The sequence below is a fragment of the Klebsiella sp. NPDC088457 genome (assembly GCF_044900465.1).
Classification (GTDB): Bacteria; Pseudomonadota; Gammaproteobacteria; order Enterobacterales; family Enterobacteriaceae; genus Klebsiella.
The window spans coordinates 17,914-31,788 of the sequence record NZ_JBJDNH010000054.1 but is presented as its reverse complement, the minus strand read 5'-3'; the positions used below and the strand labels follow the sequence as shown (position 1 = coordinate 31,788).

Below are 13,875 nucleotides of genomic sequence, written 5' to 3'. Positions count from 1 at the left end.
GTCGATCTGCTGCAGTCCCACGGCGCCAGTAAGATCATGCTGGCCAAAGGCAACCGCAGCCAGCAGGTGACCGATGCCTGCCATCAGCACGGCGGTTTCTACCTCGGCAGCATCGGCGGCCCGGCCGCGGTACTGGCGCAGCAGAGCATCCGCAGCCTGGAGTGCGTGGCCTATCCGGAACTGGGGATGGAAGCCATCTGGAAGATTGAAGTGGAAGATTTCCCGGCGTTCATTCTGGTGGATGACAAAGGCAACGACTTCTTCCAGCAGATTCAGACCTCACAGTGCGCACGCTGTGTGAAATAATCATCGCCGCCCTCCGGGGCGGTTTTTTATGCCGCTTAGCGGCACGAACGAGCAATAAAAATTAAAAATCTGACCAATACTTAACGCGTTAAAGCAGGTGAGCCTTGTCGACATTGCATACTTTTTTTATTCAAGGAGACAGGAATGACAACGCATCGCAGTGAAAAAGACTCTATGGGCGCCATTGAGGTGCCTGCCGACAAACTCTGGGGCGCGCAGACCCAGCGTTCGCTGGAACATTTCCGCATCTCGACGGAAAAAATGCCGGGCGAACTGATAGCTGCCCTGGCGCTGACCAAACGCGCGGCGGCAAAGGTTAACGAGGATCTCGGGCTGCTGGCGGCAGAGAAGGCCGGGGCTATCATTCAGGCCGCCGATGAAGTACTGGCGGGCAAGCATCCCGCGGAGTTTCCGTTGGCCATCTGGCAGACCGGCTCCGGTACGCAAAGCAACATGAATATGAATGAGGTGCTGGCTAACCGCGCCAGCGAGCTGCTGGGCGGCGTGCGGGGAATGGAACGTAAGATTCACCCTAACGATGACGTCAACAAGAGCCAGAGCTCCAACGACGTTTTCCCGACGGCGATGCACGTGGCGGCCATTATCGCCCTGCGCGACAAGCTGATTCCCCAGCTCAACGTGCTGAAACAGACGCTGAGCGATAAATCCATCGCCTTTAACGACATCGTTAAAATTGGTCGTACCCATCTGCAGGACGCCACGCCGCTGACCCTGGGTCAGGAAATTTCCGGCTGGGTGGCGATGCTTGAGCATAACCTGAAACATATCGAGCACAGCCTGCCGCACCTGAGCGAGCTGGCGCTGGGGGGAACCGCGGTCGGCACCGGGCTGAACACGCACCCGGAGTATGCCGTACGGGTGGCGGCAGAGCTGGCGGCGATCAGCGGTCAGCCGTTCGTTACCGCGCCGAATAAGTTTGAAGCGCTGGCTACCTGCGACGCGCTGGTCCACGCGCACGGCGCGCTGAAAGGGCTGGCCGCGTCATTGATGAAGATCGCTAACGATGTGCGCTGGCTGGCTTCCGGCCCGCGCTGCGGTATTGGCGAAATCGCCATTCCGGAAAATGAACCCGGCTCATCCATTATGCCCGGCAAGGTGAACCCGACGCAGTGCGAAGCGCTGACGATGCTGTGCTGTCAGGTGCTGGGCAATGATGTGGCGGTGAATATCGGCGGCGCTTCCGGCAACTTTGAACTGAACATCTACCGCCCGATGGTGATTCATAATTTCCTGCAATCGGTACGGCTGCTGGCTGACGGCATGGAAAGCTTTAACGCGCACTGTGCGCTGGGGATCGAACCGAACCGCGAACGCATCGGCCAACTGCTCAACGAATCCCTGATGCTGGTGACGGCGCTGAATACGCATATTGGCTACGACAAAGCGGCGGAAATTGCCAAAAAGGCGCATAAAGAGGGGCTGACGCTCAAAGCGTCGGCGCTGGCGCTCGGCTACCTGACGGAAGCCGAATTTGATAGCTGGGTGCGCCCGGAAGAGATGGTCGGCAGTATGGCTACTCGCTAGCCAGCCACAGGTGCAGCCGCGGGATCAGCAATCTGAGCGACTGCGCCTGCGGTTTATAGCGGTACTGGACATGGTCCGCATCGTAATTCAGTAACTCACCGATATCCGGCACGCTGACCCCCTGGGTGCCGGATATCAGCGTAATCAGCGGCCCCGGGCAGGCGTACTGCACCTGTTTTTGCTCGCCGGCGTACCATACGCGGGCGATGGGCTGAACCTTCACCGGCCGTTTAATCTTCAGCTTTGCCCGCTGCGGCAGGGCGGCAATATCCTGATATTCTCGTTCCAGCTTGCTCTGCCACTGTTCGCGCGTCCAGGGCGGCACCGCGCGCGGGGATTGCAGGCTCTTTTCCAGCTGCATCAGCACCTGATCCCGGGTGAGGTTCTTAATCACGTGTTTATTGGCCCAGCCGAAGCGAATGGTGCTGGGATCAAACAGCGGCGTTAAGGTGCGGTAGGCGCTAAGGGTTATCAGCCCTGGCAGATGGCGGTGTACCCACTCAAAACGCGCGGCGACGGGCAGGCCGGAATCGACGGTAACAATTTTTTCGAAAGCGGCTTTCAGCGCATTGATATGGCTAATTTGCTGCCGGATTGCGGCCTGCTCCGCGTGGCTGGTGTGCAGGCAAATGGCGCCGGGAAGGCGGACGGCCGCCTTGCTGCTGCGGCTTTCCGATTGCTGCTGAATGAACAGATGACGGTAGTGTTTCAGGGCCATTTCCAGCGCCGGTTGACCGATGTGCTGAACCACCTTGATGGTCTCCAGCGGCTGGTGCTCCGCCTCTTTACTGATGGCCGGCAGCGCGAACACCCGGGCGGCCAGCAAGCGGCAGGCGCGCAGGCTATGCTGAAGTTCCTGTAGCTCGCGCTCCAGCTGGCGGAAGGTATCATTGAGACGTTCAACGAGGTCGTAGCTGGCCATATCCATCACCTTAGTTACAACATACTATTTGATTTTTAACTATACGCAGACCGAAGCGCCTGCGCAAGGAGGTCAGGTAGAGCTAAAATTGGGCAGCTGGTGGTAGATTGGCCAGCTAAAACTAAACCGGGCGCCGCCCAGCGAACTGGCGCCGCAGCTCACTTCTCCGGACATCGCCTGGGCAATGCTGTGGACAATAGCCAGCCCCAGTCCACAGCCGCCGGTGGCCCGGTCGCGGCTGGGGTCGAGGCGGACAAACGGCTCAAATACGCGCTCGCGTTCCGCCGGATCGATACCCGGACCGTCATCCTCAACCTGTAGCGTGGCCCGCGAGCCCTGAAGCGTCAGGCTAACCTGAATACGCTGGTTGCTGTAACGCAGGGCGTTGTTTACCAGGTTATCCAGAACGCGCTCCATCAGACGCATATCGAGGGCGCCATAATCGCTGGCCACCGCCTCGCGCAGCGTCACCGCGCGCTGGGGGTTCACCATCTGAATTTCTTCAACATGGGCGTCAATCCAGGCCGGGAAGTCGGGGGTGGTCAGGTTCAGTTCATTCTGCGGACGATCCAGCCGCGCGTAGGTCAGCAGCTCTTCGATTAACGCTTCCAGCTGGCCGATGTCGCGATTCAGGGCTTGCGATTCCGCCCCGGTCAGATTCTCACTCATCTCCAGGCGATAGCGCAGGCGCACCAGCGGGGTTCGCAGCTCGTGGGCAATCCCATCAATCAGCTGCTTTTTGCTGGCGATCAGGGCATTGATGTTGTCGGCCATCTGGTTAAAAGCCACCCCCAGCCGTTCGAAGCTGGACATACTGTCGAAGTGAATCCGCTCACTAAAATGTCCTTCGCCAAAGCGCTGAGCGGCGGTCTCCAGGCGCAGCATATCCTGCCAGTGGGGACGCATCCAGATAAACACCGGGAAGGCGAGCGAGATGGCGATAAAGGCCATCAATGCCACATCCAGCAGGCGCATCTCATGGAGAAAATAGAGATAGGGGACCGGGCCGACCGACAGGACATAGTGACTGCGTGGAATACGCTGGATGAACGTGTACTCGTCATCGAGGGCGACAATATCGCCGGCGCGCAGATGCTGCATCGAGTTTTCCGACAGTTTAAATTTACTCAACGGCTCGATATGCAGATCGAACGACAGGTTAAGATCCAGCTCCTTCAGCGTCTTACTCCAGTCGCGGGGAGGAATTTCCCGCAGCTCGCTGCGCATCAGATACAGCGAGCTCTTCATCAGGTCGTCCAGCGACTGGCGGCCGGCGCGCTCGGCGGTGAATTTGTACACCAGGCCAACCAGCATCGTCATCACCAGGAAGCAGACAAACAACAGAAGGTAGAACTGCACAAACAGCTTTTTCATTAAATATCACCTAAAAAATCAATGTGTTAACTATCTGTCTTTTACCTTCAGGGCGCTATGGAGGCATGGGTATATCCGCCAGGGCGCTGATGCAGAAACGAAACCTGATCGCTGTCGAGGGCATCCTTCGCAGTCCGTGATTGAGCAAAACGTCCGCACATGGAAACCGGCAGGTTGTCAGACTGAAAGCACAGGGCTGGGAGAAAACACGTTTTTTCACCCGACGGTGTGTTCAGCAAAAAGCCACCGTTGGGTGGCTTTACGGGGCGGTTTGTGTGCCTGCGCGACCGGTTAATTGTCCCAGGCGTGCGGGGCGAACAGGTAGCCTTTGTTGCGCACCGTTTTGATCCGATAGGGTTCTGTGGCGCTGTCGAGCAGCTTCTTGCGCAGTCGAGAGATAGCCACATCGACGCTGCGGTCCATCCCATCGTAGCTGACTCCGCGCAGGTTTTTCAGCAGCGCATCGCGATCCATAATCTGCCCGGCGTGGGTGGCCAGTTCCCATAATAGCTCAAAGTCTGCCGTCGACAACGCCACGCTCTCGCCGCCGAGTAACACCTGACGGTTAACCGGGTCGATCGACAGCGAACCAAAGGTGATGGTTTTATGCGGCGTCAGGGCCGCCGGGGCATGGGGCGTGGGAACGGCAACGTGCTGGCGCAGATGCAGGCGCAGGCGCGCCAGCAGTACGGCGGGCGGGGTGGTCTTCAGAATGTAATCACTGGCGCCCATTTCCAGTGATAAAATATGGTTCATATCGCTATCGAGCGAGGTGAGCAACACGATGGGGCCTTGCCACTGGCCGCGCAGATCGCGGCAAAGGGTCATCCCGTCTTTGCCTGGCAGCATGATATCCAGTAATACCAGGTCAGGTTTTTCCCGCGCAATCACCTCTTCTGCCCGGTCACCGCGGGGCTCAACCACCACGTCCATATCGTGCTTTCCGAGATAGGCGGCGATCAAGGCGCCAACTTCGGGATCATCCTCAACAAAAACGATCTTATTCATATCTGACTTGTATAAGAAAAAGAATTAACATACACCGCCCTCTGACTGCCTGCCATTAATCTTTTATAAACAAATGTTCTTCCGTTATGCTGGATCAACACGTTATTTCACTGTTAAGGCTAAAGGAATGGGGCTGTTGATTAAAGCGCTGCTCGGGGCGCTGGTGGTGGTACTGATTGGCGTACTTTCCAAAACCAAAAACTATTATATCGCCGGGTTAATTCCGTTATTTCCGACTTTTGCCCTGATTGCACATTACATCGTCGCCAGCGAGCGCGGCATTGAAGCGCTACGCACGACCATCGTATTTGGCATGTGGTCAATCATTCCCTATTTTATCTACCTGCTGTCGCTATGGTACTTCACCGGAATCATGCGCCTGCCGTTAGCGCTGGCGGGCGCGGTAGGGTGCTGGAGCCTGTGTGCCTGGCTGCTGATCCTCGGCTGGAGCCGGTTTCACTAGCGCAGATGCCGCCCGCCATCCACGGCGAATGAACGCCCGGTGACAAACCTGCTGGTGAACAGATAATCGAGCAGTTCGATAATTTCTTTTTCACCCGCCGCGATTTTCATCAGCGACTTATCGAGCGCCTGTTTACGGTATTCGGCATCGTCGCCCTCATTAAACATGATCAGCGAAGGGGCGACGGCGTTGACCTTAATCTCCGGCGCCAGCTTGCGGGCAAAGGAGCGGGTCATATTATCCAGCGCCGCTTTGCTGGCGGCATAGGCGATATGTTTATCGCTGCCGCGTTCCACCACGTAGTCGGTGATATGAATAATATCGCTGGCGGCATGGCCGTGACCGCGCAGGAGGTTTTCCAGCGCATGGTTGAGCAGGTAGGGAGCATTGACGTGGATCTGCATCATGCTGGCCAGCACCGTAGTCAGGGGGATACCCGGTTTTTCCGCCATCCAGCTGCTGGCATTGTGAATGACGGCGCGCAGGCCACCGCTGGCGTGGGTTTTCACCGCTTCGGCGAAAGTCAAAATCCCGTCGTCGCTGCTAAAGTCGGCCGGCAGACAGAGCGCCCCGGCTTCGCGCAGAACGTCAATGGCCGGGTAGTGCGTGCGATAGCTGACGATAACCGGCTGCTGCTGATTGAGAAAATGGTGCGCCAGCGCGAGGCCGATGCGGCGGCCTCCACCGGTAATCAGAATGGGGCGAGGCTGTCGGACATCCATGGGTATCTCCTTTCAATTCAGCGGCAGGGCAACCGCTTACCCCACCAGCATCCACGTTGCCGGGATAGCGGCAACCAGCAAAAAACCAATTAAGGCTAATTCACGGCGTTTAAGCATGCGATCGTGCTGGTGCGTACGGCGCGCGTACAGGAAAACCAGAAGACCCGGAGCGTAAAGTACCACCGACAACAGTAAATGCACAGGGCCCGACGCATATAATAACCATAAGCCATAAAGACATGCGCCGATACCCACCGCCTGATGCAGCGGCCGCACGGCAATCTTCAGCAGAAAGGCGCCGACGAGGAAATAGGGCACCAGAATCATCTCGGATGCGATAGCCAGCAGCGTGTTGTAATCCGAACCGGTCAACCAAATCAGTACCAACGACGCCTGGACGCTGATATTGGTTAACCACAGGGACGCCGACGGGGCATTGTTTTTATTCTGCCGGGCAAACAGTCGTGGAAACGCCTTATGGCTGGCCGCCAGCCAGGGGACTTCCGCCGCCATAATGGTCCAGCTCAGATAGGCGCCGCAGACCGAGATAATCAGCCCGGCGGCAATCACCACTTCCCCCCACGAACCCATCATTTTTACCATTAATCCGGCCATCGACGGGTTACGCATCCCGGCCAGCTCCGGTCGGGCGACAACGCCTAACGACAGCAGGGTTACCAGCAGATAAACCACCAAAGCGGAAAGGACCGCCAGCAGCGTGGCGCGCCCGACATCCTGTTTGTTGCGCGCGCGGGCGGAAACCACCACCGCGCCTTCGACGCCAATAAACACCCACAGGGTGATCAGCATCGTATTCTTCACCTGTTCCCAGACCGGTACGCCGAGCGCCAGGCCGCTGAAGTCGAGGCTGAAGGTTTCAAGACGGAAGGCCGCCACGGAGAGAACGATGAATGCGCCGAGAGGGATCAGTTTGGCAAGCGTGGCGATGAGGTTAATCCCGGCGGCCGTTTGTACCCCCCGCAGAACCAGAAAGTGTACCACCCACAGCAGTAGCGAGGCGCCAACGATCGCCTGCCAGGTATTGCCGTCGCCGAAGATAATGGTGTCCGGGGTATCGGTGAAGAAGCTGAGCGCGGCAAAGACAATCACCAGATAAGAGACGTTGGCGATCACCGCGCACAGCCAGTAGCCCCAGGCGGAGCAGAAACCGATCAGCTCGCCAAAGCCTTCGCGGGCATAGGTGAAAATGCCGCCGTCCAGATCGGCGCGAATGCGGGTCAACAGCAGCATCGCGAAGGCGAGGAATAAAATCCCGACCCCGGTAATCCCCCAGCCAATCAACAGCGCCGATGGGCTGGCCACCACCGCCATGTTTTGCGGTAAGCTGAATACGCCAGCGCCTAGCATTGAACTCAGTACCAGTGCGGTCAAGGCGCTGAGGCCCAGTCTCTTTTCCATTGTATTCCCGAGGTGATGGCGGTGAATAAAGAATATTTATTTGGCGAAATCGCATAAAAATGGAGGATTACGCTAAGGCGCGGGATTTTACGGAGTGTTTTGTACGCATGCAATGGCGGCGGGTGAAAAAAAGTAAAAAGGCGGCATTATGCCGCCTTTTTGTTCAGCTCAGAGGCGATTACTTATACAGATCGGCGCTGATGGTGATGTTACCACCACGTTCCTGCCATTGGCGGGTGATGTGGTAGTACTTAGCCCCTTTCTTCGCCGCACGTTTCGCGGTCTGATAAGAGATTTCGGTCATGTTGCCGTAGTTGCCGGTGAACTTGATGCTGTCGAACGGGGCCATCTGAGCGGCGGTAATCTTGTTCACTTCTTCGACTTTGGTGCCGTCAGGAAGCGTGACAGTGTAACGCCCGCCTTTGGATGACTGGGTTTCAAAGAAGCGACCCACGCCGGTACCAGAGCCCACGGCAGAGGTCGTTGCTACGCCCGGGATTTCAACATTTTTAGCCGCCGCGCCGCCTTCTGCCAGCGCCGCGCGTCCTGCGTCAGAATCTGCCGGAATCGCATCAGGGCTCTGCAGAACGCGTTTCTTCGCGTCGGCTTTATAGATATACGCGGTGATGCGCTGATTGCCGCCCTGGTTGGCGTCAACCTGACGGACGATAAAGAACGAGGCCGCGCCTTTCGCTTTCGCCGCTTTGGCGATCGCGTCGTTCACTTCCGGCTGGCTGCGATAGAAGCCCTGGACGGTTACGGTATCATACGGTTCCAGCTCGACGGCCTGATCTTTCGGCAGTTCCATCACGCCGCTGATCACCCGGTTTTGCGGGGCATCCGCCTGCGGAGCGTTGTTTTTATACAGGTCGGCGGTCACGCGCCAGTTACCGCTGTTGCCTAAATCAGACGTGTCGACAACGTAAAAAGAGGCTGCGCCGTCTTTGTCCGCTCTGCGGGAGACGGCTTTGACCGCATCGCCAATCGCGTTAAAACGACCGGTGACCACCACGCGATCGTAGGGCTTCAACGCCGCCGCCTGCTCCGGAGTCAGCTCGGTCGCCGCATGGGCTGACAACGCGGTTGTAGCCAGAAGAGCAGACGCCAGGAGTGAGTTCTTAAGCTTCATAAAAATAATCCTTTGCCTTGCGCAAACCATGTACTGGTATTGTTGTTGACTGATAACGCTCGATTATTGCATTTAAAAGGCGTAACTGTCTGCGTCATTTTTCGCTTACCGCCCGAAACGTGCGTCACAATAATATAACATTTTCCGATATGTTGAAAAAACAGCCTCTTGACCAGCAAAATTGATAATCAATACCACTTTTATAAGTTAACGTAATGTTAATGTGATGTTCTAACTGGCGATTAATGGCGTATTAGCGCTTCAGCTAAGCGAATTATCAGGCCTGGCTATAAAATTAAGGTAAATATTGCTGCCTGACACTGTTCGCAGTGAGTTTTACCAATAAAATCAAAATTTCTGTTTTATCGCAGTAGATCACAATCGGTATTTTCAGTAGGTTATAAAAAGTTTGTTACTGTTTCATTTTTTCAGCCGAAGGGAGAGAAAGGGCACTTTTTGCCGCTTTACCGTCGTCTGTGAGAAAAGAAAACCATCATCAAAAACCGATGGAAGGGAAAACTATGCGTATCGGGGTACCAAAAGAACGGTTTGCCAATGAAACCCGTGTAGCTGCCACGCCGAAAACGGTGGAACAACTGCTCAAGCTGGGTTTTACCGTCGCAGTTGAAAGCGGCGCGGGTCATCTGGCAAGTTTCGATGACGAAGCATTTGCTCAGGCTGGTGCTGAGGTTGTGGATGGCGCCGAAGTCTGGCAGTCGCCCATTATTCTCAAGGTCAATGCGCCTGAGGAACATGAAATTGCCTTGCTCAATCCAGGCACGACGCTGGTGAGCTTTATCTGGCCCGCACAAAATCCACAGTTAATGGAGAAACTCGCGGCCCGTAATATCAACGTGATGGCCATGGATTCGGTGCCGCGTATTTCGCGCGCCCAGTCGCTGGATGCATTGAGCTCCATGGCCAACATCGCCGGCTACCGTGCGATTGTCGAGGCGGCCCACGAGTTTGGTCGTTTCTTTACCGGGCAGATTACCGCGGCGGGGAAAGTTCCGCCGGCGAAGGTCATGGTCATCGGCGCAGGCGTTGCCGGACTGGCGGCCATCGGCGCGGCGAACAGCCTTGGGGCGATTGTCCGCGCGTTCGATACTCGTCCGGAAGTGAAAGAACAGGTGCAGAGTATGGGCGCCGAGTTCCTTGAACTTGACTTCAAAGAAGAGGCGGGCAGCGGCGATGGCTATGCCAAAGTCATGTCCGAAGCCTTTATCAAAGCGGAAATGGCGCTGTTTGCGGCGCAGGCGAAAGAGGTCGACATCATCGTCACCACGGCGCTGATTCCAGGTAAGCCGGCGCCGAAACTGATCACCCGCGAAATGGTTGACTCAATGACGGCAGGTAGCGTGGTGGTCGATCTGGCCTCGCAGAACGGCGGCAACTGTGAGTACACCGTACCCGGCGAGGTGGTCACCACCGCCAATGGAGTGAAGATCATTGGGTATACCGACCTGCCGGGCCGTCTGCCGACCCAGTCCTCGCAGCTGTACGGGACCAACCTGGTCAACCTGCTGAAGCTGCTGTGCAAAGAGAAAGACGGCAACATCACCATTGATTTTGACGACGTGGTGGTGCGTGGCGTGACGGTCGTGCGCGAAGGCGAAGTGACCTGGCCGGCGCCGCCGATTCAGGTCTCCGCGCAGCCGCAGGCCGCGGCCAAACCGGCGGAAGCGCCAAAAGAAGCAGAAAAACCGGCCTCTCCATGGCGTAAATACGCGCTGATGGCGCTGGCGATTATTCTGTTTGGCTGGCTCGCCAACGTGGCGCCGAAAGAATTCCTCGGCCACTTTACCGTTTTCGCGCTCTCCTGCGTGGTCGGTTACTACGTGGTGTGGAACGTTTCTCATGCGCTGCACACGCCGCTGATGTCGGTGACGAACGCCATTTCCGGGATTATCGTCGTCGGAGCGTTGTTGCAGATCGGCCACGGCGGCTGGGTCAGTTTCCTGAGCTTTATCGCGGTGCTGATCGCCAGCATTAATATTTTTGGTGGTTTCACCGTCACTCAGCGCATGCTGAAAATGTTCCGCAAGAACTAAGGGGTAGCACATGTCTGGAGGATTAGTTACAGCTGCATACATTGTTGCCGCTATTCTGTTTATTTTTAGCCTTGCGGGGCTGTCAAAACACGAAACCTCAAAGCAGGGTAACCTGTTCGGGATGGCCGGGATGGCCATCGCGCTGATTGCGACCATTCTGGGGCCGGATACTGGCAACGTGGCGTGGATCATTCTGGCGATGGTCATCGGTGGCGCAATTGGTATCCGCCTGGCGAAGAAGGTCGAAATGACCGAAATGCCGGAGCTGGTTGCGGTGCTGCACAGCTTTGTTGGCCTGGCCGCGGTGCTGGTGGGCTTTAACAGCTACCTGTACCACGAAGCGGGGATGGAACAGATCCTGGTGAATATTCACCTGACGGAAGTGTTCCTTGGCATCTTTATCGGGGCGGTGACCTTTACCGGTTCAATTGTGGCATTCGGCAAGCTGCGCGGAAAGATTTCATCTAAACCGCTGATGTTGCCGCATCGTCATAAGCTGAACCTGGCGGCGCTGGTGGTCTCCTTCCTGCTGCTGGTGGCGTTTGTCCGCACCGATAGTACCGCTACCCAGGCGCTGGCGCTGCTGGTGATGACCGTTATCGCGCTGGCCTTTGGCTGGCACCTGGTGGCTTCGATCGGCGGGGCAGATATGCCGGTCGTGGTTTCGATGCTGAACTCCTACTCCGGCTGGGCGGCGGCGGCGGCGGGCTTCATGCTCAGCAACGACCTGCTGATTGTCACCGGTGCGCTAGTGGGTTCTTCGGGGGCGATCCTCTCTTACATTATGTGTAAGGCGATGAACCGCTCATTTTTCAGCGTGATTGCCGGCGGTTTCGGCACCGATGGTTCGTCCACCGGTAGCGATGAAGAAGTCGGCGAACACCGCGAAATCAGCGCGGAAGATACCGCTGAAATGTTGAAAAACTCCCATTCGGTGATCATCACCCCGGGCTACGGAATGGCGGTCGCGCAGGCACAGTATCCGGTGGCTGAAATCACGGAAAGGCTGCGCGCGCGCGGCATCAAGGTGCGTTTTGGTATTCACCCGGTCGCCGGTCGTTTACCTGGGCATATGAACGTGCTGCTGGCGGAAGCGAAAGTGCCGTATGACGTGGTGCTGGAAATGGATGAGATCAACGATGATTTCAGCGATACCGACACCGTGCTGGTTATCGGCGCGAACGATACCGTTAACCCGGCGGCACAGGACGATCCGAAGAGCCCGATCGCCGGTATGCCGGTGCTGGAAGTGTGGAAAGCGCAGAATGTGGTGGTCTTTAAGCGTTCGATGAATACTGGTTATGCCGGCGTTCAGAACCCGCTGTTCTTCAAAGAGAACACCCATATGCTGTTCGGGGATGCCAAAGCCAGCGTTGACGCTATTCTGAAAGCGCTGTGATGAGCCTGTGACCGTAAATAATGTTTGAGTCTGAAGCCGTCTCTGCTGAGACGGCTTTTTTATATATCCGGTCAGGTCATGAATTGCTCATAAAGTCAGCACCCGGGAGTGTTATACTAAGCCTGTTTTTTCATCACTCTGAGGATATTATGGATACCGAATTAACTCCCACGCAAATGGCCATCGAGTTTCTGCGTCGTGACCCAACCGCTTTAACCCCCGCGCAGTACCTGAAAAAATTCAAACTTCTCGAGCTGGAATTTGCGGATTTGATGTCGCTTTCTTCCAATGAGCTGAAAGAAGAGATCGATCACGCCTGGCGTTTAGGTATCCATTAAAGCGTTGTTGCTGTCTATATGTTGCTGATGACGGGGCCGAAAGGCCCTTTATTTTTACCTGAGGCAGGCCGGCGCTAAAAAAATCCCCCGCGCGAGCGGGGGACAGGGGTAGAGAACGGAGTGCTAGCCGGCGGATTAATCGTCGTCTTCGTCATCCATTTCGACCGGGGTTTTATACTGTTCCGGTTTGAGCACCAGCAGATCGCAGCGGAGATGGTCGATGACCTGCTCGGCGGTATTGCCGAGGAAGGCCGCCGACAGCCCGGTGCGCCCGACGGTGCCGAGCACGACAATCCCCGCCTGCAGATGCTCTGACAGGTCAGGAATCACTTCCTCCGGCAGACCTTTCTCTACATGGGTGCGATTTTCATCAATGCCGAATTTTTGCCGCAGCGCTTTCATTGCCAGCAGGTGCTGACCGCGAATTGCGTCGTTGTAGATGCTTGGGTCAAAATCGGGAAGCTCGATAGCGATATTGATCGGCGTGACCGGATAAGCGCCAACCAGATGGACTTCGGTATGGTTAACCTGATCGGCCAGCTCGAGGGTCTCTTTAACCAGCTTTTCGTTTAACGCGTCGTGATAATTCTCTTCGCTGGCCAGGTTAACCGCCACCAGCGCCTTACCGCCTTCCGGCCACGGCTGGTCCTTAACCATCCAGACCGGGCACGGACATTTGCGCAGCAGATGCCAGTCGGTAGGAGTGAAAATAACGGCTTCCAGCTTGTCATGCTGGTGCGCCATCTTCAGCAGTAAGTCATGCTTGTCGGTGAGGATTTCCTGAATAATGGCTTCGAAAGGGCGATTATGCCACACCACTTTAATATCAATGGGCACGCCGGACTCAATATAAAAGCGGGCCTGCTCTTTGATCCAGGCGCTGCGTTGGCTGATCACGCCCTGGCGCATCGCCGTCCGCTCATCGGGCGACAGCAGGGTAGTCATCTCATAGGAAAAATCGTAGATCGGCAAAAAGGCTTTGATGCGTCCACCAATCCGTTGGTGCAGATACACCGCACGCCGCAATGCAGGCTGGTCATCCTGATTGGGGTCGATTACTACCAGCATGTTCTGATACTTTGCCATACAGGGTCTCCTTACAACTGTAACTACAGTCTGTCATTAAAAAGATAACCTATATGGATGAAATGAAACAGGGGATGACCCTGGCCAGATCAACAAATCAGAAAAAAATTCGC

At 56.2% G+C, this 13,875-nt stretch carries 13 protein-coding genes; 6 read left to right on the top strand and 7 right to left on the bottom strand.

The window, feature by feature from the left end; translation table 11 throughout:
* Both ACI2JR_RS24605 and fumC read left to right on the top strand, forming a co-directional pair.
* Positions 1-306 (top strand): fumarate hydratase C-terminal domain-containing protein (locus ACI2JR_RS24605; RefSeq protein ID WP_462479689.1); only part of this gene is annotated, 306 nt, incomplete at its 5' end.
* A gap of 144 nt (positions 307-450) precedes the next feature.
* Positions 451-1,851, top strand: a complete 1,401-nt coding sequence (gene fumC / locus ACI2JR_RS24600) for a class II fumarate hydratase (protein WP_462479688.1) — start codon at positions 451-453, stop codon at positions 1,849-1,851.
* Here the strand turns inward: fumC and tus are convergent.
* The 3 genes from tus to rstA form a co-directional block, all read right to left on the bottom strand.
* Complete coding sequence (gene tus / locus ACI2JR_RS24595; RefSeq protein ID WP_132732011.1) at positions 1,841-2,773, bottom strand: DNA replication terminus site-binding protein; 933 nt, start codon at positions 2,771-2,773, stop codon at positions 1,841-1,843. The two genes, fumC and tus, sit on opposite strands and share 11 nt — an antisense overlap.
* A gap of 72 nt (positions 2,774-2,845) precedes the next feature.
* Positions 2,846-4,147, bottom strand: a complete 1,302-nt coding sequence (gene rstB, locus ACI2JR_RS24590) for a two-component system sensor histidine kinase RstB (protein ID WP_462479687.1) — start codon at positions 4,145-4,147, stop codon at positions 2,846-2,848.
* A gap of 291 nt (positions 4,148-4,438) precedes the next feature.
* Positions 4,439-5,155, bottom strand: coding sequence for a two-component system response regulator RstA (gene rstA / locus ACI2JR_RS24585; RefSeq protein ID WP_462479686.1), 717 nt, complete (start codon positions 5,153-5,155; stop codon positions 4,439-4,441).
* Between the two features lie 127 nt (positions 5,156-5,282).
* On the opposite strand from rstA, the gene ACI2JR_RS24580 reads away from it, so the two are divergent.
* The gene (locus ACI2JR_RS24580) at positions 5,283-5,618 is read left to right on the top strand and encodes a GlpM family protein (protein WP_132732008.1); all 336 of its coding nucleotides are present in this window, start codon (positions 5,283-5,285) and stop codon (positions 5,616-5,618) included.
* Here the strand turns inward: ACI2JR_RS24580 and folM are convergent.
* The 3 genes from folM to ydgH form a co-directional block, all read right to left on the bottom strand.
* On the bottom strand, positions 5,615-6,340 hold the full coding sequence (gene folM, locus ACI2JR_RS24575) for a dihydromonapterin reductase (protein WP_132732007.1): 726 nt from the start codon (positions 6,338-6,340) through the stop codon (positions 5,615-5,617). The two genes, ACI2JR_RS24580 and folM, sit on opposite strands and share 4 nt — an antisense overlap.
* Positions 6,341-6,376: 36 nt before the next feature.
* Positions 6,377-7,759, bottom strand: coding sequence for an amino acid permease (locus ACI2JR_RS24570; RefSeq protein ID WP_462479685.1), 1,383 nt, complete (start codon positions 7,757-7,759; stop codon positions 6,377-6,379).
* 178 nt (positions 7,760-7,937) lie between these two features.
* Positions 7,938-8,888, bottom strand: a complete 951-nt coding sequence (gene ydgH / locus ACI2JR_RS24565; protein WP_132732005.1) for a DUF1471 family protein YdgH — start codon at positions 8,886-8,888, stop codon at positions 7,938-7,940.
* Between the two features lie 521 nt (positions 8,889-9,409).
* Here ydgH and pntA point away from each other — a divergent pair.
* The 3 genes from pntA to ACI2JR_RS24550 all read left to right on the top strand — a co-directional run bounded on the left by pntA (position 9,410) and on the right by ACI2JR_RS24550 (position 12,676).
* Entirely contained in the window at positions 9,410-10,939 is a 1,530-nt protein-coding gene (gene pntA, locus ACI2JR_RS24560; protein ID WP_132732004.1) for a Re/Si-specific NAD(P)(+) transhydrogenase subunit alpha, read from the top strand.
* Positions 10,940-10,949: 10 nt separating this feature from the next.
* Positions 10,950-12,338 (top strand): Re/Si-specific NAD(P)(+) transhydrogenase subunit beta, encoded by a 1,389-nt coding sequence (gene pntB / locus ACI2JR_RS24555; RefSeq protein WP_132732003.1) that lies wholly within the window; start codon positions 10,950-10,952, stop codon positions 12,336-12,338.
* Positions 12,339-12,487: 149 nt separating this feature from the next.
* A complete protein-coding gene (locus ACI2JR_RS24550) occupies positions 12,488-12,676 on the top strand; it encodes a YdiH family protein (protein ID WP_132732002.1) in 189 nt (62 codons plus the stop codon).
* A gap of 135 nt (positions 12,677-12,811) precedes the next feature.
* On the opposite strand, the gene uspE is transcribed toward ACI2JR_RS24550, so the two are convergent.
* Entirely contained in the window at positions 12,812-13,762 is a 951-nt protein-coding gene (uspE, locus tag ACI2JR_RS24545; protein WP_132732001.1) for a universal stress protein UspE, read from the bottom strand.
* Positions 13,763-13,875 lie beyond the last annotated feature (113 nt).

Excerpts from the sequence above, each read along its gene's own strand:
- ACI2JR_RS24550 (WP_132732002.1), top strand. The coding sequence starts at position 12,488 with ATGGATACCGAATTAACTCCCACGCAAATGGCCATCGAGTTTCTGCGT.
- tus (WP_132732011.1), bottom strand. The coding sequence starts at position 2,773 with ATGGCCAGCTACGACCTCGTTGAACGTCTCAATGATACCTTCCGCCAG.
- ACI2JR_RS24580 (WP_132732008.1), top strand. The coding sequence starts at position 5,283 with ATGGGGCTGTTGATTAAAGCGCTGCTCGGGGCGCTGGTGGTGGTACTG.
- rstA (WP_462479686.1), bottom strand. The coding sequence starts at position 5,155 with ATGAATAAGATCGTTTTTGTTGAGGATGATCCCGAAGTTGGCGCCTTG.
- pntB (WP_132732003.1), top strand. The coding sequence starts at position 10,950 with ATGTCTGGAGGATTAGTTACAGCTGCATACATTGTTGCCGCTATTCTG.
- uspE (WP_132732001.1), bottom strand. The coding sequence starts at position 13,762 with ATGGCAAAGTATCAGAACATGCTGGTAGTAATCGACCCCAATCAGGAT.
- ydgH (WP_132732005.1), bottom strand. The coding sequence starts at position 8,888 with ATGAAGCTTAAGAACTCACTCCTGGCGTCTGCTCTTCTGGCTACAACC.
- fumC (WP_462479688.1), top strand. The coding sequence starts at position 451 with ATGACAACGCATCGCAGTGAAAAAGACTCTATGGGCGCCATTGAGGTG.
- rstB (WP_462479687.1), bottom strand. The coding sequence starts at position 4,147 with ATGAAAAAGCTGTTTGTGCAGTTCTACCTTCTGTTGTTTGTCTGCTTC.
- ACI2JR_RS24570 (WP_462479685.1), bottom strand. The coding sequence starts at position 7,759 with ATGGAAAAGAGACTGGGCCTCAGCGCCTTGACCGCACTGGTACTGAGT.
- pntA (WP_132732004.1), top strand. The coding sequence starts at position 9,410 with ATGCGTATCGGGGTACCAAAAGAACGGTTTGCCAATGAAACCCGTGTA.
- folM (WP_132732007.1), bottom strand. The coding sequence starts at position 6,340 with ATGGATGTCCGACAGCCTCGCCCCATTCTGATTACCGGTGGAGGCCGC.